This is a genomic window from Methanosarcina subterranea, from assembly GCF_055385895.1.
Genome location: NZ_AP042426.1, coordinates 591648 through 613709, shown reverse-complemented (window position 1 = coordinate 613709; position 22062 = coordinate 591648). Strand labels below are relative to the sequence as shown.

Here is a 22062-nt window from a genome sequence, read left to right as displayed (position 1 = left end):
TCCGGGAGGTACCCTATGAACGAGTTAATAGGTTTTGTGAACGGAAATAGCATAAGGCAAAAAGTGCTCTCTCTGCTCGCCTCAAAAGGGGAAATGGAAGGAAAACGCATCTCTAAAACTCTTCGGGTAGTATACCCTACCATAGCAAAGACTCTTGAGGAACTTGAAGAAAAAGATCTGATCGCAAAAAAAGAAGAGGTTTACTTCCTGACCGAAACCGGAACTAAGATAGAAAAAATGGTTCAGCAAATCTGAATTATAAATCAATTCATGCTTTTTTTATTTCAAATTTAATTTTTAAATGAAGGTTATTTTTACATTTTTTGCAGCATCCTGCCAATTAATACATGTTATTTACAAATACCTATCCTGAAGATCTCAAAGCTCTCCTTACATCTCTGGCTCTCTTTTTTAGACTTTATTTTCTGTAAGTCTTTCGGCTCTAATCTCTTTTCTGTAAGCCTTTTGGTTCTAATCCCTTTTCTAAAGCCTTTTAGCCCCATTATCTTTTCTATAAGCCCTTTTGACTCTATTCTCATATCATTTTGTGTACTATATCAGCCTGAGAATAAAATATCCTGTGTAAAAATGAATCCTATCCTGAAAATCCAGGAAATCTGTAGACAAAGCGTTTACAGATGCTTGTTCCGAAAGAAAGTTTCCTCTAAGGCTTAAAGAAATATTTATCTAATCCCTGTTCCTTTAAGTCCGCATAGTCTATTAACGCTACATTGAAACGCTACATTGAAAACCCTAAAAGGGAAATTACAAGAGAAACTAAGCTTCGGTATCCAAGTGAGGCTTAAGAATCAGAGGCAAGGCAATGTTACCTGAAGAAGACCTGAATATCATTAAAAAAGAACTTGGGCGCGAGCCTACCCTGGTAGAGCAGGGTTGTTTTTTAAATCTGTGGAGTGAACACTGTTCCTACCGCTCAAGCGCCCCTCTCCTAAAGACCTTCACAACCACGGGCGAAAACGTTCTTATCGGTCCCGGAGACGATGCTGCGATCATTAAATTCGAAGATGGATACGTGCTTGCTATAGGCATGGAAAGCCACAACCACCCTTCATACGTAGACCCGTACAATGGGGCAGCTACCGGTGTGGGAGGCATAGTAAGAGATATTATATCCATGGGAGCCCGTCCGATAGCTCTTATGGACCCGCTCTATTTCGGGCCTCTGGACACCCCTAAAAACCTTTTCCTTTTCGAGCAGATTATTAAAGGAATCGCAGGGTACGGGAACTGCATAGGAGTGCCTGTGGTCAAGGGAGAAACTTTTTTTGATAGAAGATACAGTGGAAACCCGCTGGTAAACGTTGTTGCAGTCGGACTCTGCAAAGAAGAGAACGTTACCACCTCTCGCTCCCAAAAAGCCGGAAACAAGCTCATTCTTGCGGGTTCAAGCACAGGAAAAGACGGGCTTGGAGGAGCTTCCTTTGCTTCCAGAGACCTTTCCGAATCAGCTGAAGCTGAAGACCGCCCAAGCGTTCAGGTAGGAGACCCATATACCGAAAAGCTTGCTATAGAAATGACCCTAGAAGCCATAGAAAAAGGATATGTAAAATCCTGCAAAGACCTTGGCGCTGCAGGGCTTGGAGGAGCAAGCTCGGAACTGGCTGCAAAAGGAGGACTGGGAGCCCGTATTATTGCAGATGCGGTTCCGCAGCGCGAACCTAACATGAACGCCTATGAGATCCTGCTTGCAGAGTCCCAGGAGCGCATGCTCTTTGAAGTAGCTCCTGAAGACGTCGATGCAGTACTTGCCCTGGTACAGAAGTATGACCTGAATGGGGCTGTGATCGGATACCTTACAGAGGAGCCCAATTATACAGTTGAGTTCAGAGGAGAAATCGTTGCCGACATTCCAATAGGTTTCCTGACAGGGGGGGCCCCGACATGCGAAAAGCCCTCCGAAGCCCCCACTCGAAGGGAAGAGGACAGAAAACCGGAAACTCCAGAAGATCTGAAAGTGGCTTTCCTGAAAGTCCTGTCCTCCTACAACATTGCCTCAAAAGAATGGATTTACAAGCAGTATGACCATGAGGTTCAGCTAAGGACCGTTGTCAAGCCCGGAGAAGACTCCGGAGTGCTGAGGGTTACAAATACAAAAGGGATTGCGCTTTCCTGCGGCTGCCAGCCCAGAGCCACACTGCTTGATCCTTACACAGGCGGAAAGACTGCAATTATCGAAAACGCCATGAATCTTGCAGTAAAAGGTGCAGAAGGACTGGCTATTGTAAACTGCCTTAACTTTGGAAATCCCGAGCGCCCTGAAACCTACTGGCAGTTCAAAAATGCCGTACTCGGGCTCGGAGACGAAGCTAGAAGGCTTTCAATCCCGGTCGTTGGAGGAAACGTTTCTCTCTATAACGAGAGCGATGAGCTCAAAACTGCAATACCCCCCACTCCCTCAATAGGAATGATAGGGAAAGTGGATCTCGAAACTCCTCTCCCCTCAAGTTTCTTTACGAATGCGGGAGACAGCATTATACTTGTAGGAGAGACGACGCCTGAAATGGGAGGCTCCGAATACTATGCCTGCATAGGGTCTGGCAATGCCGGAAAAGTCCCTGCAGTCCCGGAGAACGCCCCTAGCATTATAAAAGCCATAATTGAAGCTATTAAAAGCGGAAAACTGAGCTCCGCACACGATCTTTCCCTCGGAGGGATCGGAGCAGGGCTTGCAAGGATGTGCAAAACCCTGGGTGGAAAGGTAGACCTCAGCGAAGTTGCCGGTGAAATTAGAGCAGATGAATTTCTGTTTTCAGAAGCTCCCGCAAGGGCACTGATTGCTACAGCCGAATCCGAGGCTGTGCAGGAAATTCTTAAAGGTGTGCCCCATACCGTAATCGGGAAGGCTGGAGGCGAAATCCTTGAAATCAAAGGCATAGACTTCGAAGTTTCCCTCTCTTTAGAAGAAATCAAAGAGGCATACGGCAGCCTTACCAGATTTATGATGGGATGATTAAATTCATCCCCTGATTCTTTTTAGCCCGGCGTATTTTTTAACTCGCTACATACTATTTTTCAGCCGTTGACCTTTACTCTTTTTATTTCGCCCGCTATTTTTATACTTATATTGATTCTGTTGTTTTTACCCAGTTACTTTTAATATATTATTTGATAGACTACTTTCCGGCTTTTCACATTAATCTTCAACTTTTTTTCAGAGCTATTCTTTTAAGAGCTGTGCTCAAGAGAACTAAATAAGGAGGTACAGCAGTAATTGAGTTCAAGAGGGCTAAATTACAATTATTTCGGGCCTATCTCTGACCTGCACAACCGTATCAGCTATTCCGTGTCGTTTTTGTCACACCCGAATTGTGCCTCGCCCGAATTGCGTCTCGCCCGAATTGCGCCTCGGGAGTACGCGGTCCTTTTCGCTACGCTCAAGAGGACTAAAAAGACAAAACAACAAACCTCGAGCCATACAACCTTATTCGTGATACTGAACCATTCCTATTACGCTCGACGAAGGGGAGCGGCCTCGAAGACAAAAAGGAAAAAAAATATAAAAGAGACAAATGGTAATCTACATCTGCGTTACTGCTTTTTATTGCCCTTCCGAGTTTCTTCCTTCAACTTCATTCTTCCTCTACCCCAGGGAGAAGGCCACCGGACAAGCTGGTAGGGGCGTTTATATTTACCTGCGAATTTAAGACCAATTTTCGGGATAAGGGAAAATTATTACCTGGGACAGGAGGATGTTTCTTTAATTATTGTCTCTCTTAATTGCATTACTGGTTTACCGATTGTTTATTCTTACCTGACAGGCTGACCCCAATCTCATGCGGCGCAGGGAGAGAAAACTGAAAGATTCCTTAAAGAATTCCGGAAATAGATGAAAACAATTAACCAGAGGCCAGCTTTTTGAGTATGACCAAGAATTCCGTTACAGGCAAAAGGCTGAGAGAAACAATAGTTTTTAGTAGGTTTCCGCACAAGACTATTTTGTTATGAAAGCCGTTTGCATGTGTGTGGGAGTGCATCTGCCTTACAGTCCAAAATGGTACTGGCCTGTAGAGGGTTTTTCCGGGGTGCCTGAAATGGACCGGTATTTTGACCGGAATCAGATTTTTTCAAGACTCTTAAAAAGTGGCAGAGAACTTTTGCGCCTTAATGACCTTTTTCTGGAATCAATTGAGAGAGGGGGAAGTTACACTTTTGACCTTTCAGGTCCTTTTCTAGAACAGTGCAGGTGGGACCCTGAACTTCTTGAGTCTTTCAGGGAGCTTGCAGAAAGCAGAAGGGTAGAGTTTACAGGAAGCTGCAGTTACCATTCCCTTAGCTCCCTTTATCCTGACCTTTCCTGGTTTAGAGAAGAAGTAACAATTTACAGGGAAATGCTCAAGGAATTATTAGGAGTAAACCCAGGGACTTTTGTGAATACGGAACTACTGTATACGGAGAGAGTGGGAAATATACTTGCGAATATGGGTTTCAGGTGCCTTATTGCCGAAGGGTCAAGAAACATTCTGGACGGATACGATCCTGTCCGCGTTTTTGAAAATGACCTTCCTATCCTTCTCAGGCACATAAATCTCAGTGAAGACCTTGAACTGCGTTTTTCGGAAAAAAGCTGGGAAGGCTACCCCCTAATCCCGGAAAAATTTGCAGACTGGATTGCAAGCATTGAAGGGGATGTACTTACCCTTTATCTAAATTACACAAGCCTTTGCCTTCACCACAGGAGCAAGAGCATGATAGCCGAATTTATACGGGCTTTTCCGGAAGCACTGAAGAACCGGGGCATTGAGATGATCACACCTTCGGAAGCAGTAAGCAGGTTCAGCCCTTTGAGGCTTCCAACCCTTGGGACCGAACAGACAATCCGCTACGGAATGCATAATGCTGTCGGAAACCATGCTCAGCAGCTCTACCTAAGGGAGCTTGTAAGAGTAGGGGAAGAACTTACGGAAATTAAAGAAAAGAAGAACTATCAAAAGCTGAAACGGGTTTTCGGTTACCTTCAGCAAAGTGAAATCCTTTTTTCAATGGGCCCGGGAAACGCACGTGAAGGACATGAGAGAGCTGTAAACTACTATTCCATTCTTTCGGATTTAAGAAGATCCGTTCTGGAGGAAGGGGCATGACTTCCCTTTGCATGTACTTTCAGGTGCATCAGCCTTTCAGGCTGCGCAGGTTCTGGCCTGATGACAGGTCTGGCTTCTTTCGATACTTTGATGAAAGAAGCAACAGAGAGATTTTCGAAAGAGTAGCCCAGAAATGCTATCTCCCTGCAAACAGGGCTCTCCTGGAGTCACTTGATGAATATAAAGGAGAATTCAGGTTTTCACTTTCGATTACCGGTACACTACTTGAACAGTGCGAATTCTGGGGAAAAGAGGTGCTGGAGAGCTTCCGTCAACTTGTAGAAACAGGAGCTGTGGAGCTTCTGGACGAGACCTTTTACCATTCCCTTTCAAGCCTTTTTGATGACAAAACAGAATTTATCGAAGAAGTTAAGGAACATAAACAAATTGTTTCCGATCTCCTCGGAGTTAAACCTCAGGTATTCCGAAACACAGAACTGCTCTATAACAATACCGTAGCAAAGATCGCTTCCGAGCTGGGTTATAAGGCAATTCTCACGGAAGGTGCGGACCATATGCTTGAGGGGAGATCTCCTAACGTCCTTTATAAGGCAAAAGACTCAGGGTTACCCATTCTCTTCAGGAACTACAAACTGAGCGACGATATAGGATATCGTTTCTCTGCAAGATGGTGGGAAGGCTATCCTCTGACTGCGGAAAAATGGGCTTCATGGGCTTCAGGGGTTAAAGAGGACTGCGTTAATATCTTTATGGACTATGAAACTTTTGGAGAGCATCAGTGGAGAGAAACCGGGATTTTTGATTTTATGGAAAAACTGCCTGCAGAAGTCCTTAAAAAAGGCCTGGAATTCAGTACTCCTGTAGAGGTTGCCAGAAAATATTCACCTGTAGCTGAGATCGATGTTGGAGACTTTTCAACGATTTCCTGGGCTGATATGGAGCGCGACACCAGCGCATGGCTTGGAAACGATATGCAAAGGCGTTGTTTTGAGGAAATAAAACTGCTTGAGCCTTTTGTGAAAAAGACAGGAGACCCTGAAATCCTGCGTATATGGAAGCACCTTTTGACTTCGGACCATTACTACTACATGTGCACCAAGTGGCTCGGGGACGGAGACGTGCATTCTTATTTCAGTGTTCATTCCACGCCTTTCGAGGCAGCAGTCAATTTCATGGCTGTACTTATGGACTTCAAAGCCCAGGTATTCAGAAAACTCAGCACAATGGCTTAAGTAAATATATGCGTACAGAATATGCGTACAGATCAACTGGAGTTTGAGTTATATGGTTAGGGACTTATGCATGTTTGCAGGATTCAACGAAGATTCGCGAATTGTATGGTTCAAGATTACATATTCAAAAGAGCCTGGCTCTTTATCTATAATAACTGATTTTCTTGAAAAAGAAAATGCGTTCATCACTTTCGGGCATATCGACAATATTACACAAAAAACAGGAGAATACTCAATATTTACAGAGCTTAAGAAAGATGTTGATATGGGGGAGCTTGCCCGAAAAATCGAAGAACTGGAAGTTGTGAGTACAGTGGAACATGGGGTTTCGGAATTCGGGATGATTTACTCCGTTGACTTCCCCCTGAACGTCATAGGAGTCAGGGGAGTTATGGCAAGAGCACTCACTATTGTAGACATAATAAAAACCCTTAACCAGAGTGTGCCACATGCCGAAGGGCTTCTTACCCTATCCGGACTACGGGGAGGTACCCATGCCGCAAAATATTTCAAGAGCATTATGCCCATTAATGACAGCAACTTCGCAAGCATGCTTGCAGAACTCTACAGAGCTGTGGGCTGGGGAATCCTGGAAATTGACTGCAACCCCGAAACCTATGAAGGAAAAATTATTGTAAAAGAGTCATTTATAGCCGATGTTTACGGCGGATCGGACCAGCCGGTATGTGCCTTCATGAGCGGCTATTTTGCGGGTTACCTGACCGAGTATTTCGGGAAGAATATAAGTGTGAGGGAAGTCAGCTGTAAAGCCACCGGGAAGAATGTCTGCGAACATATAATCTCCCTGGCTCCCTCCAGTCCAAATCAGGAACACCAGCTCAGAGGGGAGATCAGGTGATCAGACAACCTAACGCCATTCTGGGAAATAATGAGCTGCTCGTGACAATGGGAAAAAGAGGGGAAATCTTAGGGTTATTTTATCCCCGTAGAGACCATGCCCAGCATGTAGAAGAATCCGTTGCCTGCATCTACACAGGAGAAAGACTTCTCTGGACAAACGACAATGACTGGCACTCAATTCAAAACTACATAGAGGATACCAATATCGTATCCACAAAACTTTACCACGATTCCGGGATAAGGATCTCGATTCTTGACCTTGTGCACCCCGACGTTCCTGTCCTTATCCGCAGGTTTAAGGTGCAGTCCCAGCAGAAGATGTCCGGGAAATTTTTCTACTACTCGAACTTCGATGTGGGGGAAACCTCCAAGAAAAACTCAGGTTTTTGTGATACGGAAGCTCGCCTGCTTGCACAGTACTGGCAAAATTACTATATAGGAATCTATGCCCTGCCGGAGTTTACGGAATGGCAGGTTGGTAAGGCAATGGATACTATATGGTGGACAAACTCCAAGTACGATATGGAAGACGGAAAACTGCAGCGGAATAAAGAAGACATAGGAAATATCAACAACGCTGCTGGCTGGGACCTTGAACTGGAAGCTGATGGGGCAAATGAGTTTGTCATCTTTATAGGAGCTGCATCTTCCCGGAGCCTTCTGTATAAAAGGATGCATGAGTTATCCAAACTGCCTCTTGAGCACATCTTTGAAAAAACTCGGGAACACTGGGTGATGTGGCTAGCAAAAAAGCACGTGCTTAAAATGCCAGGAATCGAAGGATACGACAACCTTCGCCAGGAACTATTCAATGCATATAACCGGGCTCTCCTTATGCTTTACCTTCTTAATGACCATGAATATGGATCTTTTGTAGCTGCCCCGGAGTTTGATTCCAATTTTGAGAAATGCGGAGGATACGGATTTTGCTGGAACAGAGATACTTCGGAGTTAGTGCTTGCCCTTAAGCACTCCGGATATCCCGAATATTGTGACAGGTTTTTCAAGTGGTGTATCCGGACCCAGCTGCCTGACGGCTCCTGGTTTCAGCGTTACTGGCTCAATGGGGACATAGCCCCTTCCTGGGGAAATTTTGATTATTCAACTCAGATAGACGAAACCGGAGCCACACTTCATGCCATGGATGTATATTACAGAATTCTTGAAAGTCTTAAAAAGGTTGAGTTCCTGGAGGAAGTCTGGGTCTCCGTACTCAGGGCTGCCGAGTATCTGATGAAGAGGACAAAGTCCGGGCTACATGAAAGCTGTATGGACCTGTGGGAGACTTATTACGGAGTTTTCACGTACACCAATGCCTCGATCTATGCAGGGCTTATGGGCGCTTCTCATCTTGCAGAAGAAAATGGCGAGTCTGGCATGGCAAGACGCTGGAAGAAAAGAGCTGAGTTTATCAAGCAAGCTACAATTGACCGTTTCTGGCTTCAGGAAGGCTATTTTGCGAAAGGTATTATTAATGAAAAACTGGATAAAACAATTGATGCAAGTGTCCTGGGCGCCTATATACCCTTTGGAATGCTCTCCCCGAAAGACCCTGTAGAAAGGGATATGATCCTTTTCCTGATAGAAAACATCCAGAAAAAGCTCTCAATTCCTATCAATACAGGTTACGGAATCAAACGCTATGAAAATGATACTTACATCGACGGAAATCCCTGGGTAGTAACCACTCTCTGGCTTTCAGAAGCTATGTTTGCTTTTGTCCTTGATCTCCCTAACGGAAAAGAAGGACCATATGCAGAAGAGATGAAAAAATTGACCAGTGAAGGGATTAAGTGCCTGAGATGGGCTCTTGCCGGAGCAACAAGCACAGGGCTTCTCCCTGAACAGGTAGATAAATCTACAGGCAAACCAGCCTGGGCAATTCCGTTAGGCTGGAGCGGTTCCCTCATTCTTGACAATATCCTCCTCCTTGATAAGATCTGCAGAAAAAATGCGGGAAGCCATGAATAATGCTGAAGGGGAAAAATAAGCACCGAAGAGAAGATATGAATGGGAAAAGAAAGTGAGGGAGCTCGTTGATCACTTTAAAAGATAAAGATTCGCGAGACTTTTTATTATTTTCTGGTCTTCATATTTTCTCCATAAATCATGCAAAACAATAAAATTTTAATTATATTGAGATAAATTTTCTATTTATGGGAAAAGGAAATGTCGCAATAGATAAGTCAATGATAAAAACGGTAGTTGACGGTAAAATAATGATTCCTTTGCCAAAAGTTTTGGTTGGAAATCGATACTATCCTATGTTTTCCGTATTATCTCCTACTCATTGTGCTGATTGTGGCAATAAGTTACATGTGAACTCTCACTACACTCGTTTTATTTTATCAAGTCACGGCACTATAGCTCTCAATGTTACATACTGGTTTTGTCCTGTTTGTAAGAAACCTTTTCATGATCAGATTATTGGTGTTCCTGGTTCTGCAAATTACAGTTCTGAATATTATGATAAACAAATGAATGTTAGATATGATGGACGATGCAGTCTACACAATTCTCGGCAAATTGGAGAAACATATACAGAAGGCTTGACAGCCTTCTGTGGTAGAGCTCCTTGTGCAACTTCATTATGGTTATATGAACAGAAACATGCAGAACTTTCAAAGCAAGAACTTTTAGATCAAGAGATTGGCTTTGATGAAACATTGTATGTTGATGGGGATTGGATCAAAAAAGGCTGGAAAAAGAGACTTGAAGAGTTGATTGGAAGAAAGCTTACAGAAAAAGAATGGAAAAAAATGCGATATCAATCTGTTTACGTTATTGCTACTAAAGAAAAGGTAGTTTTGGATTTTGAGGTAACTGACAGATTACCAACGATTGAAGCTCTGATTCCTCTTTTCAGACGAATAAAAAACCGATTTCCTGAAGGCAAAATACAAAAAATTGTTTCTGATGAAGATAAAGCAATCATTGGAGCTGTAAAGAGTGTCTTCCCTGAAGTAGCTCACTCCTTTTGTGTGTTTCATCAATTAAAAAACGTTAGCAAGAGATACTATGAAGAATTCAACTCTGTTGAAGATATTCCAGATAATGATAAGGTTGTGTCCAATGAAATATATCAGTTGATACGTTCTGATACGGTCATCAGTGCTGTTGTATGTATTCAAAAGATACGAGAATTCTACTCTAATCTGGAACTTTCAAAAGCGTCTCAGAAAGCGATTTCTTATGCAGAAGAGATTTTCAAGAAAAATGTAAGCTTCTTGAAAAAAGGGTTTACACCTGAGACAGATAATACAATGGAACAGATATTTTCTTTGATAGGTGATATCGTAGACAAAGCAAGATCATTTAAAACCGATAGTGGCCTAACTAATTTTTGTTACAATTTATTTACTTATTTCAACAAACGGTGTTTCAGTACTGGTAAATGGAAAGGATTCTCACCCTTAATGAGGGCAAGATTCCAGTATGGATAAAAGTAAAGAGTAAATGGAAACTTTCAGTTTTAATCTGCAGCTTTACAGCGGTAGCTATCGAATAATTATGGCAAAAATAAGAAATTGATGTACAAAATCTAGATATTAGTGGAGCGACTTTTCCAAAATGAGGAAAAATGTTAAGGGATTTGGGTGAAATTCAATTGTTTTTTTAAAATTGGAGAAGAACCATAAAAAATTAAAAAGACTCAGATTCGCTCATAAGGTTTTTTTCTCAAGATAGTTTACGAACTGCCAGCTTTCTCATCGAATTTCCGGATATCGAAAAGCAACCTTGAGAAGTTTACCCTGCCCATGCGGACAATTCCCGGTTCACTCTAAGCTCCCCTGTATTCCTTCAGTTCCGCGACCCTGTAAATTTGTCAAAGATTTTTCGGGGGTAATCCGCAAATTCAAACTTATCTGATTTCTTCGGCCCCGTGAAGATACGGCCTGAGGACTTCTGGGATCTCCACGCTGCCGTCCTCACGCTGGTAGTTCTCCAGTATTGCAACTACAGTCCTGCCGACAGCAAGGCCTGAGCCGTTAAGTGTGTGGACGAACTGCGGGCCTTCAGGAGTTCTGAAGCGGATATTGGCTCTCCTTGCCTGGAAGTTCTCGAAATTCGAGCACGAGGATATCTCGCGGTACTTTTCCTGTGCGGGCACCCATACTTCGAGGTCGTAAGTCCTGGCAGCCGAGAACCCAAGGTCACCAGTGCAGAGGCTTACTACACGGTACGGCAATTTAAGGAGTTTGAGGATCTCTTCAGCGTCGAGGGTGAGTTTTTCCAGTTCTTCATAGGATGTTTCCGGCTTTACGAACTTGACAAGCTCAACCTTATTGAACTGATGCTGGCGGATAATGCCTCTAGTGTCCTGACCGTGTTTTCCTGCCTCACGCCTGAAGCAGGCAGTGTATGCTGTAAGAAACACAGGCAGCTTTTCCATATACTCGTCCATAAAGAGGTTGGTCACCGGAACTTCCGCAGTAGGTGCGAGATAGAAGCCGTCTGCGCACACGTACATATCATCTTTGAACTTTGGCAACTGCCCTGTGCCGGTCATAGCTTTTTCATTTATAAGCACAGGCGGGAAAACTTCGAGATAACCCTGGTCAGTGTGCACATCAAGCATGAAGTTTATGAGCGCTCTTTCAAGTTTTGCGCCCATGCCTTTATAAACTGTAAAGCCCTGACCTGCTATCTTTGCCCCTCTCTCAAAATCGAGTATATCCAGTGCCTCTCCTATCTCCCAGTGAGGTTTTGGAGTGAACGTAAATTTTCTTGGCTCTCCAACTATCCTCACAACCGGATTGTCATTTTCATCCTTGCCTATCGGCGTCGTCTCAGATGGGATGTTGGGGATACTCAGCATTATTTCATTTATTTTTGACTTATAATCACGTATCTTATCATCGATTTCTTTAATACGATCATTGATGCCCTGCATTTCGTTTATCTTTGGTAATGCATCCTTATTTTCCTTCTTAAGCTGCGCTATCTCGCGGGTGACCAAATTTCGCTTATGCTTCAGGCCATCACCCTCGGCAATACATTCCCTCCAGGCCACGTCATATTCAAGAAGGCTATCTATAAGTTCGGTGCCCATATTTCTGTTAATAAGAGCACGCCCAACTATGTCGGGGTTGTTACGTACAAATTTGAGTTCCAGCATGTTAAGCCCGAGATATCCTGCATGTTAGCTAATATATATTTTGCTATTTTCAGGCTGCAAGCCTATTATAAGAAGCAGTAAACCGGAAAAAATAAAGAAAATAAATAATGGAAAAAGGAAAGAGAGGGAGTTCGTTAATTAACTTAGACAGGAAAGAATTTTCCCATAAGGGTTTTCCTCAAAGTAATTGACAAACTGCCCGGTTTCCTCATTGGAATCCCCGGATTCCGAACCGAGAAGTAACCTTGAAAGGCTTGCCTTGTTCATATACACAACTTTTGGCTCGCCCTGAATATCTCCCAGTTCCGCGGCCTTATCAATTGCGTCATAGAGATTTCCGAAGTTGTCAACAAGCCCGAGCTCCTTTGCTCTGGTTCCTGTATATACGCGACCGTCGGCAAGGTCTTTTACCTCACTCCGGCTCATATTGCGCCCTTCTGCAACCTGAGTTACAAAGTCTTCGTAGCTGTCCATGACAACGGTATCAGCATATTCTTTCTCTTCGTCCGTAAGCCCCCTCCAGGACCCTCCCATATCTTTGAACTCACCGGACTTTGAAATGTAATAATCTATACCTTCCTTTTCGTAGTAAGAAGATAGATTCTCAAAGGTCCAGATAACTCCTATAGATCCCGTACTTGTAGAGGGGTTTGCATAGATGTAATCTGCTGGTGCAGAGATATAATATGCAGCGCTGGCTGCCAGGTCTCCCATGGAAACAACAACAGGGATACCCTGTTCCTGTGCTTTCTCGATCTCTATTGCAATCTCCTGGGCGGCTGCAGGAGACCCTCCAGCACTATTTACCCTGAGTACAATTGCCCGGACTTCTTTATCCGCTACAGCTCTGTGAATATTCTCAGAAATCTCTTCCGAGGTTGCATAACCGAGCCCTGCAGGAACATTTCCGGTGAGCATGGAGCCCTGCACATAAATTACTGCTATCTTCTCGGAAGTCCCGAAATTTCCTCCGAAACCGAGACCATAAAAGATAGCAGCCATACTTACCGCAATAACAGCAATCAGAGCCAGTAAGACCAAAATATAGGACATACCGCTATGCTTCTTTTTCTTCAAGGAAGGAGAAGAGCCCGAATTCATGCTTAAACTCTCTTTTTCAATCGTTTTCTTATCAGAATCCCGGAAAGGGGGCTCCGGAACATCCTTAATTAACGAACCCTGTATCTCAGGAGCAAAATTGGGGCCTGAGGAATTTTCCCTGATAGTACTGGCTGAATTGTCCCCATCAGGGAGGATGATTTCTTTTTTAGTGTAAGCACTATTTTTAGAAAGGTCATCTCCAAGTGCTTCTTCCGGGCTCGTGTTTTTAGAATCCGTACCTTCTGAATTTACATTTTCATCATTCATGTCTGACAGAACCGCATTTCTTGGGTTTGTTTTCTGATTTTCGGTCTATGCTACTTTACTGCTGAAAACTCCAGTTAATGGGGCAGGCAAATTCTCCTGGTAGAAGACTTGCCAAAAATATGTTTTTAAGAAGCCCGCAAATAAAAGTATCAATTCAACAGGTCTGAATTGTCAGAGCAACTATTTATGTTTCTCTGCATTCTACCCTTCTTTATATATGATTATCAACTATTCCTCAAATAAGTTACCTTGTAAACACAATAAGCGAAATATATTTCAGAATTGCAGTCATCCAGAATGGATACACTTATAAAAATATATGGAGATAAGAATGTCAGACTCATCCAGTAAACCCGTACTTGTCACCTGTGGCCTGCCTTATGCCAACGGCAAGGCCCATATAGGGCATCTCCGGACCTATGTGCCCGCCGATATTTTTGCCCGTTCCCTGCGGAAGGAAGGAAGGGAGGTCACCTTTGTTTGCGGCTCGGATACTCATGGCACCCCCATTGTAGTAAACGCCGAGGAGCTCGGAATCACCCCTAAAGAACTTGTAGAGATTTATCATAAACACTTTGATGAAACTTTCAAGCAACTCGGAGTTTGCTTTGATGCTTTTGGGACAACCGATGACCCTGAGAATCATAACCGGACTCTTGAAATCGTAAACAAACTGATTGAAAAAGGTTATGTTTACCCGAAAGTTATAGAAATTGCTTACTGCCCGAAGTGCAACCGCTTCCTTCCTGATCGTTATGTGGAAGGAGCCTGCCCCCACTGCGGAGAAACAGCCAGAGGCGATGAATGCGACCAGGGATGCGGGAAACACCTCGAGCCCGGAGAGCTGCAGAACCCTGTTTGTACTATCTGCGGAGGGCCTGCAGAGTACCGCCAGCAGGAACACTTCTTTTTCAGACTTTCTAACTTCAGTGACTATCTGATGGATTACCTCTCAAATGATCTTGGAGGGACCACAAATGCCATCAACTATGCACTTGGCTGGGTAAAACAGGGGCTTACGGACTGGTGCATCACAAGAAACCTTGAATGGGGAGTTAAATTCCCAGGGCATGAAGACCTTGTGGTTTATGTCTGGGTGGACGCCCCCATAGGATACATGGCTTTCACCGAGGAATGGGCTGCACAGGCAGGAGATTCCTGGGAAAAATTCTGGAAAGGGGACGGGGAAATAATCCACTTCATTGGAGGGGATATTACTTACCACCACTGCATTTTCTGGCCTGCCATGCTTAAAGGCGCAGAATACTCCGTGCCCACAGCTGTTGTAGCTTCAGGCATGGTCAAGATCGAAGATAAGAAGTTTTCCAAGACCAGAGGGTATGTGGTCTGGGTTGGAGAAGATTATCTTGACCACGGTTTCCATCCCGACCTCCTGAGGTATTACCTTGCAAGCTACACCTCCCATACCAAGGAACTGAACTTCTCCTGGCGCGTGCTTCAGGAAAAGATTAACACCGAACTGGTGGCTGTGTTCGGAAACTTCCTGTACAGGACCATGCTTTTTGCTTTCAAGAACTATGGAGAAGTCCCTGAAGGGAAACTCGAACCTGAGGTAAGCGCAGAAATTGAAAAGGCTCTAAAAGAAGTAAAAGCAGCAATGGCTGAGTACGAGTTTAAAAAAGCGGTTGATTCTGCCACGGCTCTTGCGTCTTTCGGGAACACTTACTTCCAGTCCCACGAGCCCTGGAAACTTATAAAAGAAGACAGAGTTGCTTGCGGACAGGTCCTCTACAACTGCCTCCACCTGGCAAAAGCCCTGAGCATTATATTTGAACCCGTGCTCCCGCAGACCATGGAAATAGCCTGGAAAGGACTCGGGCAGGAAAGTGATATACATGCTGCGCAGTACGAAGAAGCCCTCGTGCCCCTGAAGGCAGGCACAAAACTTGCAAAGCCTGAACTCCTCTTTACCAAACTTGAAGACGACAGGATCGGGGAGATGGAAGAGATCGCAAACCAGAGGGTAAAAGCTGCAGATGCAAAGAAAATTGCGGCAAAGGGAAATGGAACAGAGCCTGCCAAATCCGATGGAATGGGCCCTGTAGAAGAGGCAAACCCAGCCGAAAAAGCCGGAGAAGCCTTAAAAACAGAAACCGTTGAGGTAAAAGAAGCCCTTCCCCTGATAGATTATGAGGACTTTGCAAAACTTGACATAAGGGTAGGAAAAGTCCTCCTTGCAGAGCCCATAAAAAAGTCAAAAAAGCTCCTGCGCGTTGAAGTGGATATCGGAGAGGAAAAGCCGAGGCAGCTTGTTGCAGGCATGGCTTCATATTACACTCCCGAAGAGCTTATCGGGAAAAATGTAGTCATACTCGCCAACCTGAAACCTGTCAAACTCTGCGGAGTTGAGTCAAACGGCATGATGCTTGCAGCCGACGACGGCGGAGCGATTGTAGCAGCCCTGATGCCGGACAAAGAGATAAAACCCGGCTCCAGAATAAGGTAACCTGCTACACATGTTGTACAGGTCACTTTTTAATTTTTGGAAATATTCTAAATAACTGAAGATGGTGTTAGTCCAGTCTGCGCCACCCCCGAATTCATTCGGGGGCATCCCCGGCGTTTCTGTGTTTTAAATCTTCTTTTTCTTCTGATGTTTTTTAGCTCATTTCTCTCCGCAGGCGGGAAGCCCCATTCCTCAAAAAGCTGAACTGTTATACAAAGATTTCAGGGAAGGGCAGTTCACACCTCATACTCTGTATTTCCAATCATCGGTATCAAAGTTTGGTATCAAAGTTTATTTCAATGAAGTGGAAGGCTATATAGATAAGCAAGACTCGTTACTAAAGCGGGGATGAGATACAGATATACTATTCTTGGCACAAGTTTCATACCTTTGGTGTAAATTATAAGCACGAACAGCGAAATCCATGCAATGATACTAAAGAATGTATATGACGGTACTCCCCACGAGTATTGCTCATATATAATACCAATTGAATTAAGTATCATAATAATCCAGCTCCACACAAATAATACAAAGAACGAAACCGGAAGCGCATAGTCTGTAAATACGGCGTAACCTATAACCCCGAGTTGATCGAGCATCCCGTGTACTATGTGCACGAAAAACAGACATAAAATAATTGAAACCAGGATTTTATCTCGTTTTGTTAGTTCCAGTTTTGCCAATACAGATACGAGCAATGCAAATAATGCGACTACATACATGTAAGTTATAAACTCAACGAGATTGTAATATGGAATCATATCTTCAGTTATGTCCTGGTGTATAATGAAACTAAAATAAATACCACGGGCAAAAAATAAACACAAAGCGATTGAAATTAGGATTTTATCTTTTTTTGTTAATTCCACTTTTATACCTTCTTTTGATCTTATTTTTATCCCGCTTGTATTTAACTCCACCACGCTATTAACCTGCTCTCTGCAGGTGCGACATTAGATCTTGAGACTTCTTGATGATGGCGTTTCTCAAAAATTATATAAATATGTATTCTGTTTAAAGCTGGTTAACATATGGCCCAAATCTCACGACATATTATAGACAATGAACCATTTTTGCAATAATGTTTAGTATCAAGGATAATGTGTTTTCCAGCAAAAACTGAAGAAAAAGGGCAAATCGAAACTCTTCCCATGATAGGTTATGAAGACATTGCAAAGCTTGACATCAGAGTAGGAAAAGTCCTCCTTGCCGAACCTATAAAGAAGTCAAAAAAGCTCCTGCGAGTTGAAGTGGATATCGGAGAGGAAAAGCCGAGGCAGCTTGTAGCAGGCATGGCTTCATATTACACTCCCGAAGAGCTTATCGGGAAAAATGTAGTTATACTCGCCAACCTGAAACCTGTCAAACTCTGCGGAGTTGAGTCAAACGGCATGATGCTTGCAGCCGATGACGGCGGAGCGATTGTAGCAGCCTTGATGCCGGATAAAGAGTTAAAGTCGGGTTCAAAGATAAGGTAAAAATGGAGTAAATTTAAACTTAAATTAAATCAAAATTAAATCAAAATTTGCCAGTTGTTTCCATGTCCGTACCTGATGCGGGCATAAACAACTTATTGAGCTGATCCCAAAACCCATTTTAGTATCAATAAATTCTGATTTTTTAAGATTAATTTCATAATCAGCAACTCTATTTATTATTCAAAAGATAAGTTCAAAGAAGCAAATTTTGAGTTTTTGGATCGGCTCATTATCTTTGCTTTTTTGCTTGTGAAACCTCAATAGTGAACACTCGGTAAACAAAAACGAAAGGTTTAATTGGAACCTAACTCTAGGACTTACGCAGTTGGACTGAAAAACAAAAGCGGAAAACACTTAACTGTATAAATCACAATACTATTGATAAGGTCGTATGTGCTTGATTTCATTCATCAAATGCATAAGTCCTAGACTCCTCAAAACATGAGACCAAAATCCAAAGGGTAAACCATGAAACCTACTGCTGAATCCTTAATGAGGGAATAAATAAGCATTGTAGGAATTTAGCTCTATAACAAGGTAATAAATTCTATTTTTGAAAAATGAAGACCATTTATGAAACTCAACAGGATCTTAAGAAATGGATATCGTAGCTAAAAAGCCACCTTCCTTATTTATCTCATATGCACGAGAAGATGATGAACCATTTGTCGAAAAACTCTACAAAGATCTGAAAGAGAATGGTTTTGATGTCTGGTGGGACAGAACCGCCATGAAAAACCGTGGCAGAACTTTCTTGCAGGAAATACGGGATGCAATTGGGGACTCAGACATACTGATTGCCGTTATCGGACCTAAAGCAATTGAATCTGATTCTGTTCGATACGAATGGGAACATGCTCTTCTTTTCAGTAAGGGGGTGATCCCAATTTTGCGTATGGGCGACTATACACTACTCCCTCCTGAAATGTCGAAGCTACACTGCCCGGATTTCCGGGAACAGCGCCCTTATGAGAAGGCACTCGAAGAACTGCTTCGGCTTCTGAGAGAGCCTATTCCTCCTCTTGGTCCAATGGTTGGAGTTCCCTCACTCCCTCCGAATTATTTGCCTCGAACAGAGGATCTCAAAAAAATCAAAGAATTAATACTGACTGATACTGTCAAGCCCGTAGTAATCACATCTGTAAAACAAATTACTGCGCTTCAAGGTATGGGGGGAATGGGGAAATCTGTATTATCAGCAGCTGTTGCCCGTACAACAGAAACTCGAAAGGCTTTTTGTGATGGAATTTTGTGGGTAACGGTTGGATTGGATGCATCGGACTCTGATCTTATTGAGTGCATGAGATTGATTGGAACAAAATTTGGAGACGACCCTGCAAATTATGGAAGCAAAAGAGAAGCTGAAGCAAGTCTTTCAAATGTACTTTCCGACAAAGTCTGCCTCATTATACTCGATGATATATGGAAAGTTCCACAAGCTACGCCTTTTGTCAATGCTTTAGGTTCACGCTGCAGGTTGCTCATTACAACACGAAATGATGATGTTGTCGCTTCTCTTGGAGCTCAGGAACACAAAATCGAAGTACTCAGCAAACCTGAAGCTTTGAAGCTTTTGGCAAACTGGTGCGAACAGGAAGTTGATTCATTGCCATCTGAGGCTGCAGAGGTTGCCGGAGAATGCGGATACTTACCACTTGCTCTATCCATCTGCGGTGCAATGGCTAAAAGTGGAATATCATGGATGTATATCCTTGAAGCCTTAAAAGAAGCTGATTTTGAATTCGTTGAAGCTCAATTGCCAAATTATCCAGATCCAAACGTAGGCAGAGCATTGAAAATTAGTGTTGATTTTCTCTCACGTGAAGATCCTAACGCTGTACTGCGTTATCAGGAATTAGTTATATTCCCTGAAGATGAATTAGTGCCCGAAGATACAATTGCAATACTTTGGGAACATACTGGAAATCTGAAAAGACGCAGCGTTGAAAAACTACTCACTAAACTGAAAGACAGATCTCTTTTGCAGATTGATGGTAAAGCCCCTAATCGCTTTATGTCTCTGCATGATCTGCAATTCGATTACTTGAGAGCGAAAGCAGATGATTTACCCGGCCTTCACGATCAGTTGCTAGAAGCGTACCGTAAAAAATGTAGTGGAAATTGGAGTGATGGTCCTAAAGATGGTTATTTCTTCAAACATATTGCATATCACATGAAAGAAGCTGGAAAAAGGGAAGAGCTTCGGAACCTCCTTTTAAATTTTGAATGGATGAACACCAGACTAAACAAAGTATACATTATACAAGAGAAAACTGGTGTAAAAACCCCTGACGTAAACTCCCTTATCCATGATTATGATTACCTTTTTGATGATATAGAAGTAGAGCTAGTTCAGGGTGCGATTAAACTTTCTTTTAATGCTTTAATAAAAGATAAAAATGAGCTTGAAGGACAACTTCTTGGGCGCCTTCTTTGTTTCCATGAAAGCGGAATACAATCATTGTTGAACCAAGTTTCTGAACGTAAAGATGGTATCAGATTGCTTCCTATAACCTCGTCCTTAAAACCACCGGGAGGACCTTTAATTAGAACCTTAGAAAGGCATGATCACGAGGTGAATGCAATTGTAATTACATCTGATGGAAAATATGCGGTTTCAGCTTCATGTGATAACAGTCTCAAAGTATGGGATCTAAAAAAAGGAGACGAAATAACGACACTGAGAGGGCACAATGATTTTGTGATGGCTGTTTCAGTAACACATGATGGAAAGTGTGCAGTTTCAGCTTCATACGATGGAATACTTAAGATTTGGAATTTGGAAAAAGGAGAAGAAATAACAACATTCAAGGCGCACGAAGGGCATATTTCCACAGTTGCAATTACACCTGATGGAAAATATGCAGTTTCAGCTTCATATATAGATCCAGAATTATGTGAAGGAACGCTTAAGGTTTGGGATCTGGAAAGAAGGAAAGAAAAAACAATACTGAAAGGGCATAATGATTTGGTAATGTCTGTTTCGGTTACACCTGATGGAAAGTATGCAATTTCAGCTTCAAGAGATAGAACGCTTAAAGTCTGGGACTTGGAGAGGGGGGAAGAAAAAGCAACTTTCAAAGGTCATAAAGATTGCGTACACGCAGTTGCAATTACATCTGATGGAAAATATGCATTTTCAGCTTCACATGACGGAACGATTAAGGTTTGGGATCTAGATAAATGGAAGGAAAAAACAACACTCAAAGGTTATGAAGGGCATGTGTATGCAATTGCCGTTACACCTAAAGGAAAATATGCAATTTTAGCCAAAGATGATAGAACACTTAAAGTCTGGGATCTGGATAAAGGGACCGAAAAAACCACACTAGAAGGACATGTAGGCATAGTGAATGCAGTTGCAATTACACCTGATGGAAAATGTGCAGTTTCAGGTGCGGAGGACGGAACGCTGAAGATATGGGATTTAGAAAAGAAAGAAGACGCAACAAAATTAAAAGCACATAATATGGATGTGAATGAAGTTGCATTCACACCCAATGGAAGATATGTAGTTTCAGCTTCATGTGATAACAATCTCAAAGTATGGGATCTGGAAAAAAGAGAAGAAATAACAACACTCAAAGGGCACGAACATTCAGTGGATTCAGTTGTAGTTACATCCGATGGGAAATATGCAATATCAGCTTCATATGACGGAACAATTAAGGTTTGGGATCTAGATAAATGGAAGGAAAAAACAACATTCAAAGGGCATGAAGGGCATGTGCATTCAGTTGTAGTTACATCCGATGGAAAGTATGCAGTTTCAGTTTCATATGATGATTCCGGATCTTATGATAGCACATTTAAAGTTTGGGATCTAAAAATAGGAAAAGAAAAAGCAACACTCAAAGGATGTGATAGGAGCGTTCATACAATTGCAGTTACCCCTGATGGAAAATATGCGATTTCAGCTTCAGAAAAAGGTACACTCCAGGTCTGGGACTTAGAAAAAGGGGAAGAAAAAGCAATACTTAAAGGGCATAAAGATTTGGTGCATGCAGTTGCAGTAACTCCAGATGGAAAATATGCAGTTTCAGCCTCGAGGGATACAACACTTAAGGTATGGGATCTAGAAAAAGGGGAAGAAAAGAAAAGGTTGATAGGGCATAATGGAGGTGTATTTTCAGTTGTAATTACCCCCGATAGTAGATATGCTATTTCAATTTCAGATGACGATACACTTAAGGTCTGGGATCTGGAAAAAGGAAAAGAAATAGTAACATTGACAGGATATGATATTTCGTTACGGGAACTTGTAGTCACACCCGATGGGAAGTATGTTATTTTCACTTCACATTTAAAAACACTTAAGGTATGTGATATAAAAAAAGGGGAGATTGTTTCTGGTTTTTCTGGAGACAGCTTTTTTCAAACCTGCGATATTTCACCAGATGGAGAGTCTATTGTTGCAGGTGATGCTTTAGGGAAAATCCATTTTTTGCATTTGGATAAACCAGATTAAGATCAT

The 22062-nt window shown here is 42.7% G+C and carries 13 protein-coding genes and 1 pseudogene; 10 read left to right on the top strand and 4 right to left on the bottom strand.

The window, feature by feature from the left end; translation table 11 throughout:
- The first annotated feature begins 15 nt into the window (after positions 1-15).
- On the top strand, positions 16-255 hold the full coding sequence (locus tag ACZ5A8_RS02615; RefSeq protein WP_229387849.1) for a winged helix-turn-helix domain-containing protein: 240 nt from the start codon (positions 16-18) through the stop codon (positions 253-255).
- Positions 256-350: 95 nt separating this feature from the next.
- On the opposite strand, the gene ACZ5A8_RS02610 is transcribed toward ACZ5A8_RS02615, so the two are convergent.
- The gene (locus ACZ5A8_RS02610; RefSeq protein ID WP_464532043.1) at positions 351-539 is read right to left on the bottom strand and encodes a hypothetical protein; all 189 of its coding nucleotides are present in this window, start codon (positions 537-539) and stop codon (positions 351-353) included.
- 284 nt (positions 540-823) lie between these two features.
- Between ACZ5A8_RS02610 and purL the strand changes: the two genes are divergently transcribed.
- The 6 genes from purL (at position 824) to ACZ5A8_RS02580 (ending at position 10596) form a co-directional block, all read left to right on the top strand.
- On the top strand, positions 824-2971 hold the full coding sequence (gene purL / locus ACZ5A8_RS02605; protein ID WP_464532041.1) for a phosphoribosylformylglycinamidine synthase subunit PurL: 2148 nt from the start codon (positions 824-826) through the stop codon (positions 2969-2971).
- 991 nt (positions 2972-3962) lie between these two features.
- Positions 3963-5099: a glycoside hydrolase family 57 protein gene (locus ACZ5A8_RS02600; protein ID WP_464532039.1), complete on the top strand. Its 1137-nt coding sequence runs from the start codon at positions 3963-3965 to the stop codon at positions 5097-5099.
- Positions 5096-6292, top strand: a complete 1197-nt coding sequence (locus ACZ5A8_RS02595; RefSeq protein ID WP_464532037.1) for a glycoside hydrolase family 57 protein — start codon at positions 5096-5098, stop codon at positions 6290-6292. Before ACZ5A8_RS02600 ends, ACZ5A8_RS02595 begins: the two co-directional genes overlap by 4 nt.
- Positions 6293-6362: 70 nt before the next feature.
- Positions 6363-7151 carry a V4R domain-containing protein gene (locus tag ACZ5A8_RS02590; RefSeq protein WP_464532036.1) on the top strand — a complete coding sequence of 263 codons (789 nt, stop codon included), beginning with the start codon at positions 6363-6365 and terminating at the stop codon, positions 7149-7151.
- The gene (locus tag ACZ5A8_RS02585) at positions 7148-9124 is read left to right on the top strand and encodes a glycoside hydrolase family 15 protein (RefSeq protein ID WP_464532035.1); all 1977 of its coding nucleotides are present in this window, start codon (positions 7148-7150) and stop codon (positions 9122-9124) included. The genes ACZ5A8_RS02590 and ACZ5A8_RS02585 overlap by 4 nt, the downstream gene beginning before the upstream one ends.
- A 185-nt stretch (positions 9125-9309) precedes the next feature.
- Positions 9310-10596 (top strand): transposase, encoded by a 1287-nt coding sequence (locus ACZ5A8_RS02580; protein WP_464529292.1) that lies wholly within the window; start codon positions 9310-9312, stop codon positions 10594-10596.
- A gap of 419 nt (positions 10597-11015) precedes the next feature.
- Here the strand turns inward: ACZ5A8_RS02580 and serS are convergent, their stop codons facing one another.
- Entirely contained in the window at positions 11016-12272 is a 1257-nt protein-coding gene (gene serS / locus ACZ5A8_RS02575; protein WP_229387835.1) for a serine--tRNA ligase, read from the bottom strand.
- Positions 12273-12410: 138 nt separating this feature from the next.
- Positions 12411-13640 carry a signal peptide peptidase SppA gene (sppA, locus tag ACZ5A8_RS02570; RefSeq protein ID WP_464532033.1) on the bottom strand — a complete coding sequence of 410 codons (1230 nt, stop codon included), beginning with the start codon at positions 13638-13640 and terminating at the stop codon, positions 12411-12413.
- Between the two features lie 331 nt (positions 13641-13971).
- Between sppA and metG (ACZ5A8_RS02565) the strand changes: the two genes are divergently transcribed.
- Positions 13972-16107 (top strand): methionine--tRNA ligase, encoded by a 2136-nt coding sequence (gene metG, locus ACZ5A8_RS02565; RefSeq protein WP_464532032.1) that lies wholly within the window; start codon positions 13972-13974, stop codon positions 16105-16107.
- A gap of 296 nt (positions 16108-16403) precedes the next feature.
- On the opposite strand, the gene ACZ5A8_RS02560 is transcribed toward metG (ACZ5A8_RS02565), so the two are convergent.
- On the bottom strand, positions 16404-17033 hold the full coding sequence (locus tag ACZ5A8_RS02560) for a hypothetical protein (protein ID WP_464532031.1): 630 nt from the start codon (positions 17031-17033) through the stop codon (positions 16404-16406).
- Between the two features lie 189 nt (positions 17034-17222).
- Between ACZ5A8_RS02560 and metG (ACZ5A8_RS02555) the strand changes: the two are divergent.
- Both metG (ACZ5A8_RS02555) and ACZ5A8_RS02550 read left to right on the top strand, forming a co-directional pair.
- Positions 17223-17588 (top strand): annotated as a pseudogene (gene metG, locus ACZ5A8_RS02555) (methionine--tRNA ligase subunit beta); the annotation flags it as partial.
- 598 nt (positions 17589-18186) lie between these two features.
- Positions 18187-22056 carry a beta-propeller domain-containing protein gene (locus ACZ5A8_RS02550; protein ID WP_464532029.1) on the top strand — a complete coding sequence of 1290 codons (3870 nt, stop codon included), beginning with the start codon at positions 18187-18189 and terminating at the stop codon, positions 22054-22056.
- The last annotated feature ends 6 nt before the right edge of the window (positions 22057-22062 follow it).

Bases quoted from the DNA above. Each gene is read 5' to 3' on its own strand.
- sppA (WP_464532033.1), bottom strand. From the start codon at position 13,640: ATGAATGATGAAAATGTAAATTCAGAAGGTACGGATTCTAAAAACACG.
- ACZ5A8_RS02550 (WP_464532029.1), top strand. From the start codon at position 18,187: ATGGATATCGTAGCTAAAAAGCCACCTTCCTTATTTATCTCATATGCA.
- metG (WP_464532032.1), top strand. From the start codon at position 13,972: ATGTCAGACTCATCCAGTAAACCCGTACTTGTCACCTGTGGCCTGCCT.
- ACZ5A8_RS02595 (WP_464532037.1), top strand. From the start codon at position 5,096: ATGACTTCCCTTTGCATGTACTTTCAGGTGCATCAGCCTTTCAGGCTG.
- serS (WP_229387835.1), bottom strand. From the start codon at position 12,272: ATGCTGGAACTCAAATTTGTACGTAACAACCCCGACATAGTTGGGCGT.
- ACZ5A8_RS02610 (WP_464532043.1), bottom strand. From the start codon at position 539: ATGAGAATAGAGTCAAAAGGGCTTATAGAAAAGATAATGGGGCTAAAA.
- ACZ5A8_RS02600 (WP_464532039.1), top strand. From the start codon at position 3,963: ATGAAAGCCGTTTGCATGTGTGTGGGAGTGCATCTGCCTTACAGTCCA.
- ACZ5A8_RS02590 (WP_464532036.1), top strand. From the start codon at position 6,363: ATGTTTGCAGGATTCAACGAAGATTCGCGAATTGTATGGTTCAAGATT.
- purL (WP_464532041.1), top strand. From the start codon at position 824: ATGTTACCTGAAGAAGACCTGAATATCATTAAAAAAGAACTTGGGCGC.
- ACZ5A8_RS02580 (WP_464529292.1), top strand. From the start codon at position 9,310: ATGGGAAAAGGAAATGTCGCAATAGATAAGTCAATGATAAAAACGGTA.
- ACZ5A8_RS02615 (WP_229387849.1), top strand. From the start codon at position 16: ATGAACGAGTTAATAGGTTTTGTGAACGGAAATAGCATAAGGCAAAAA.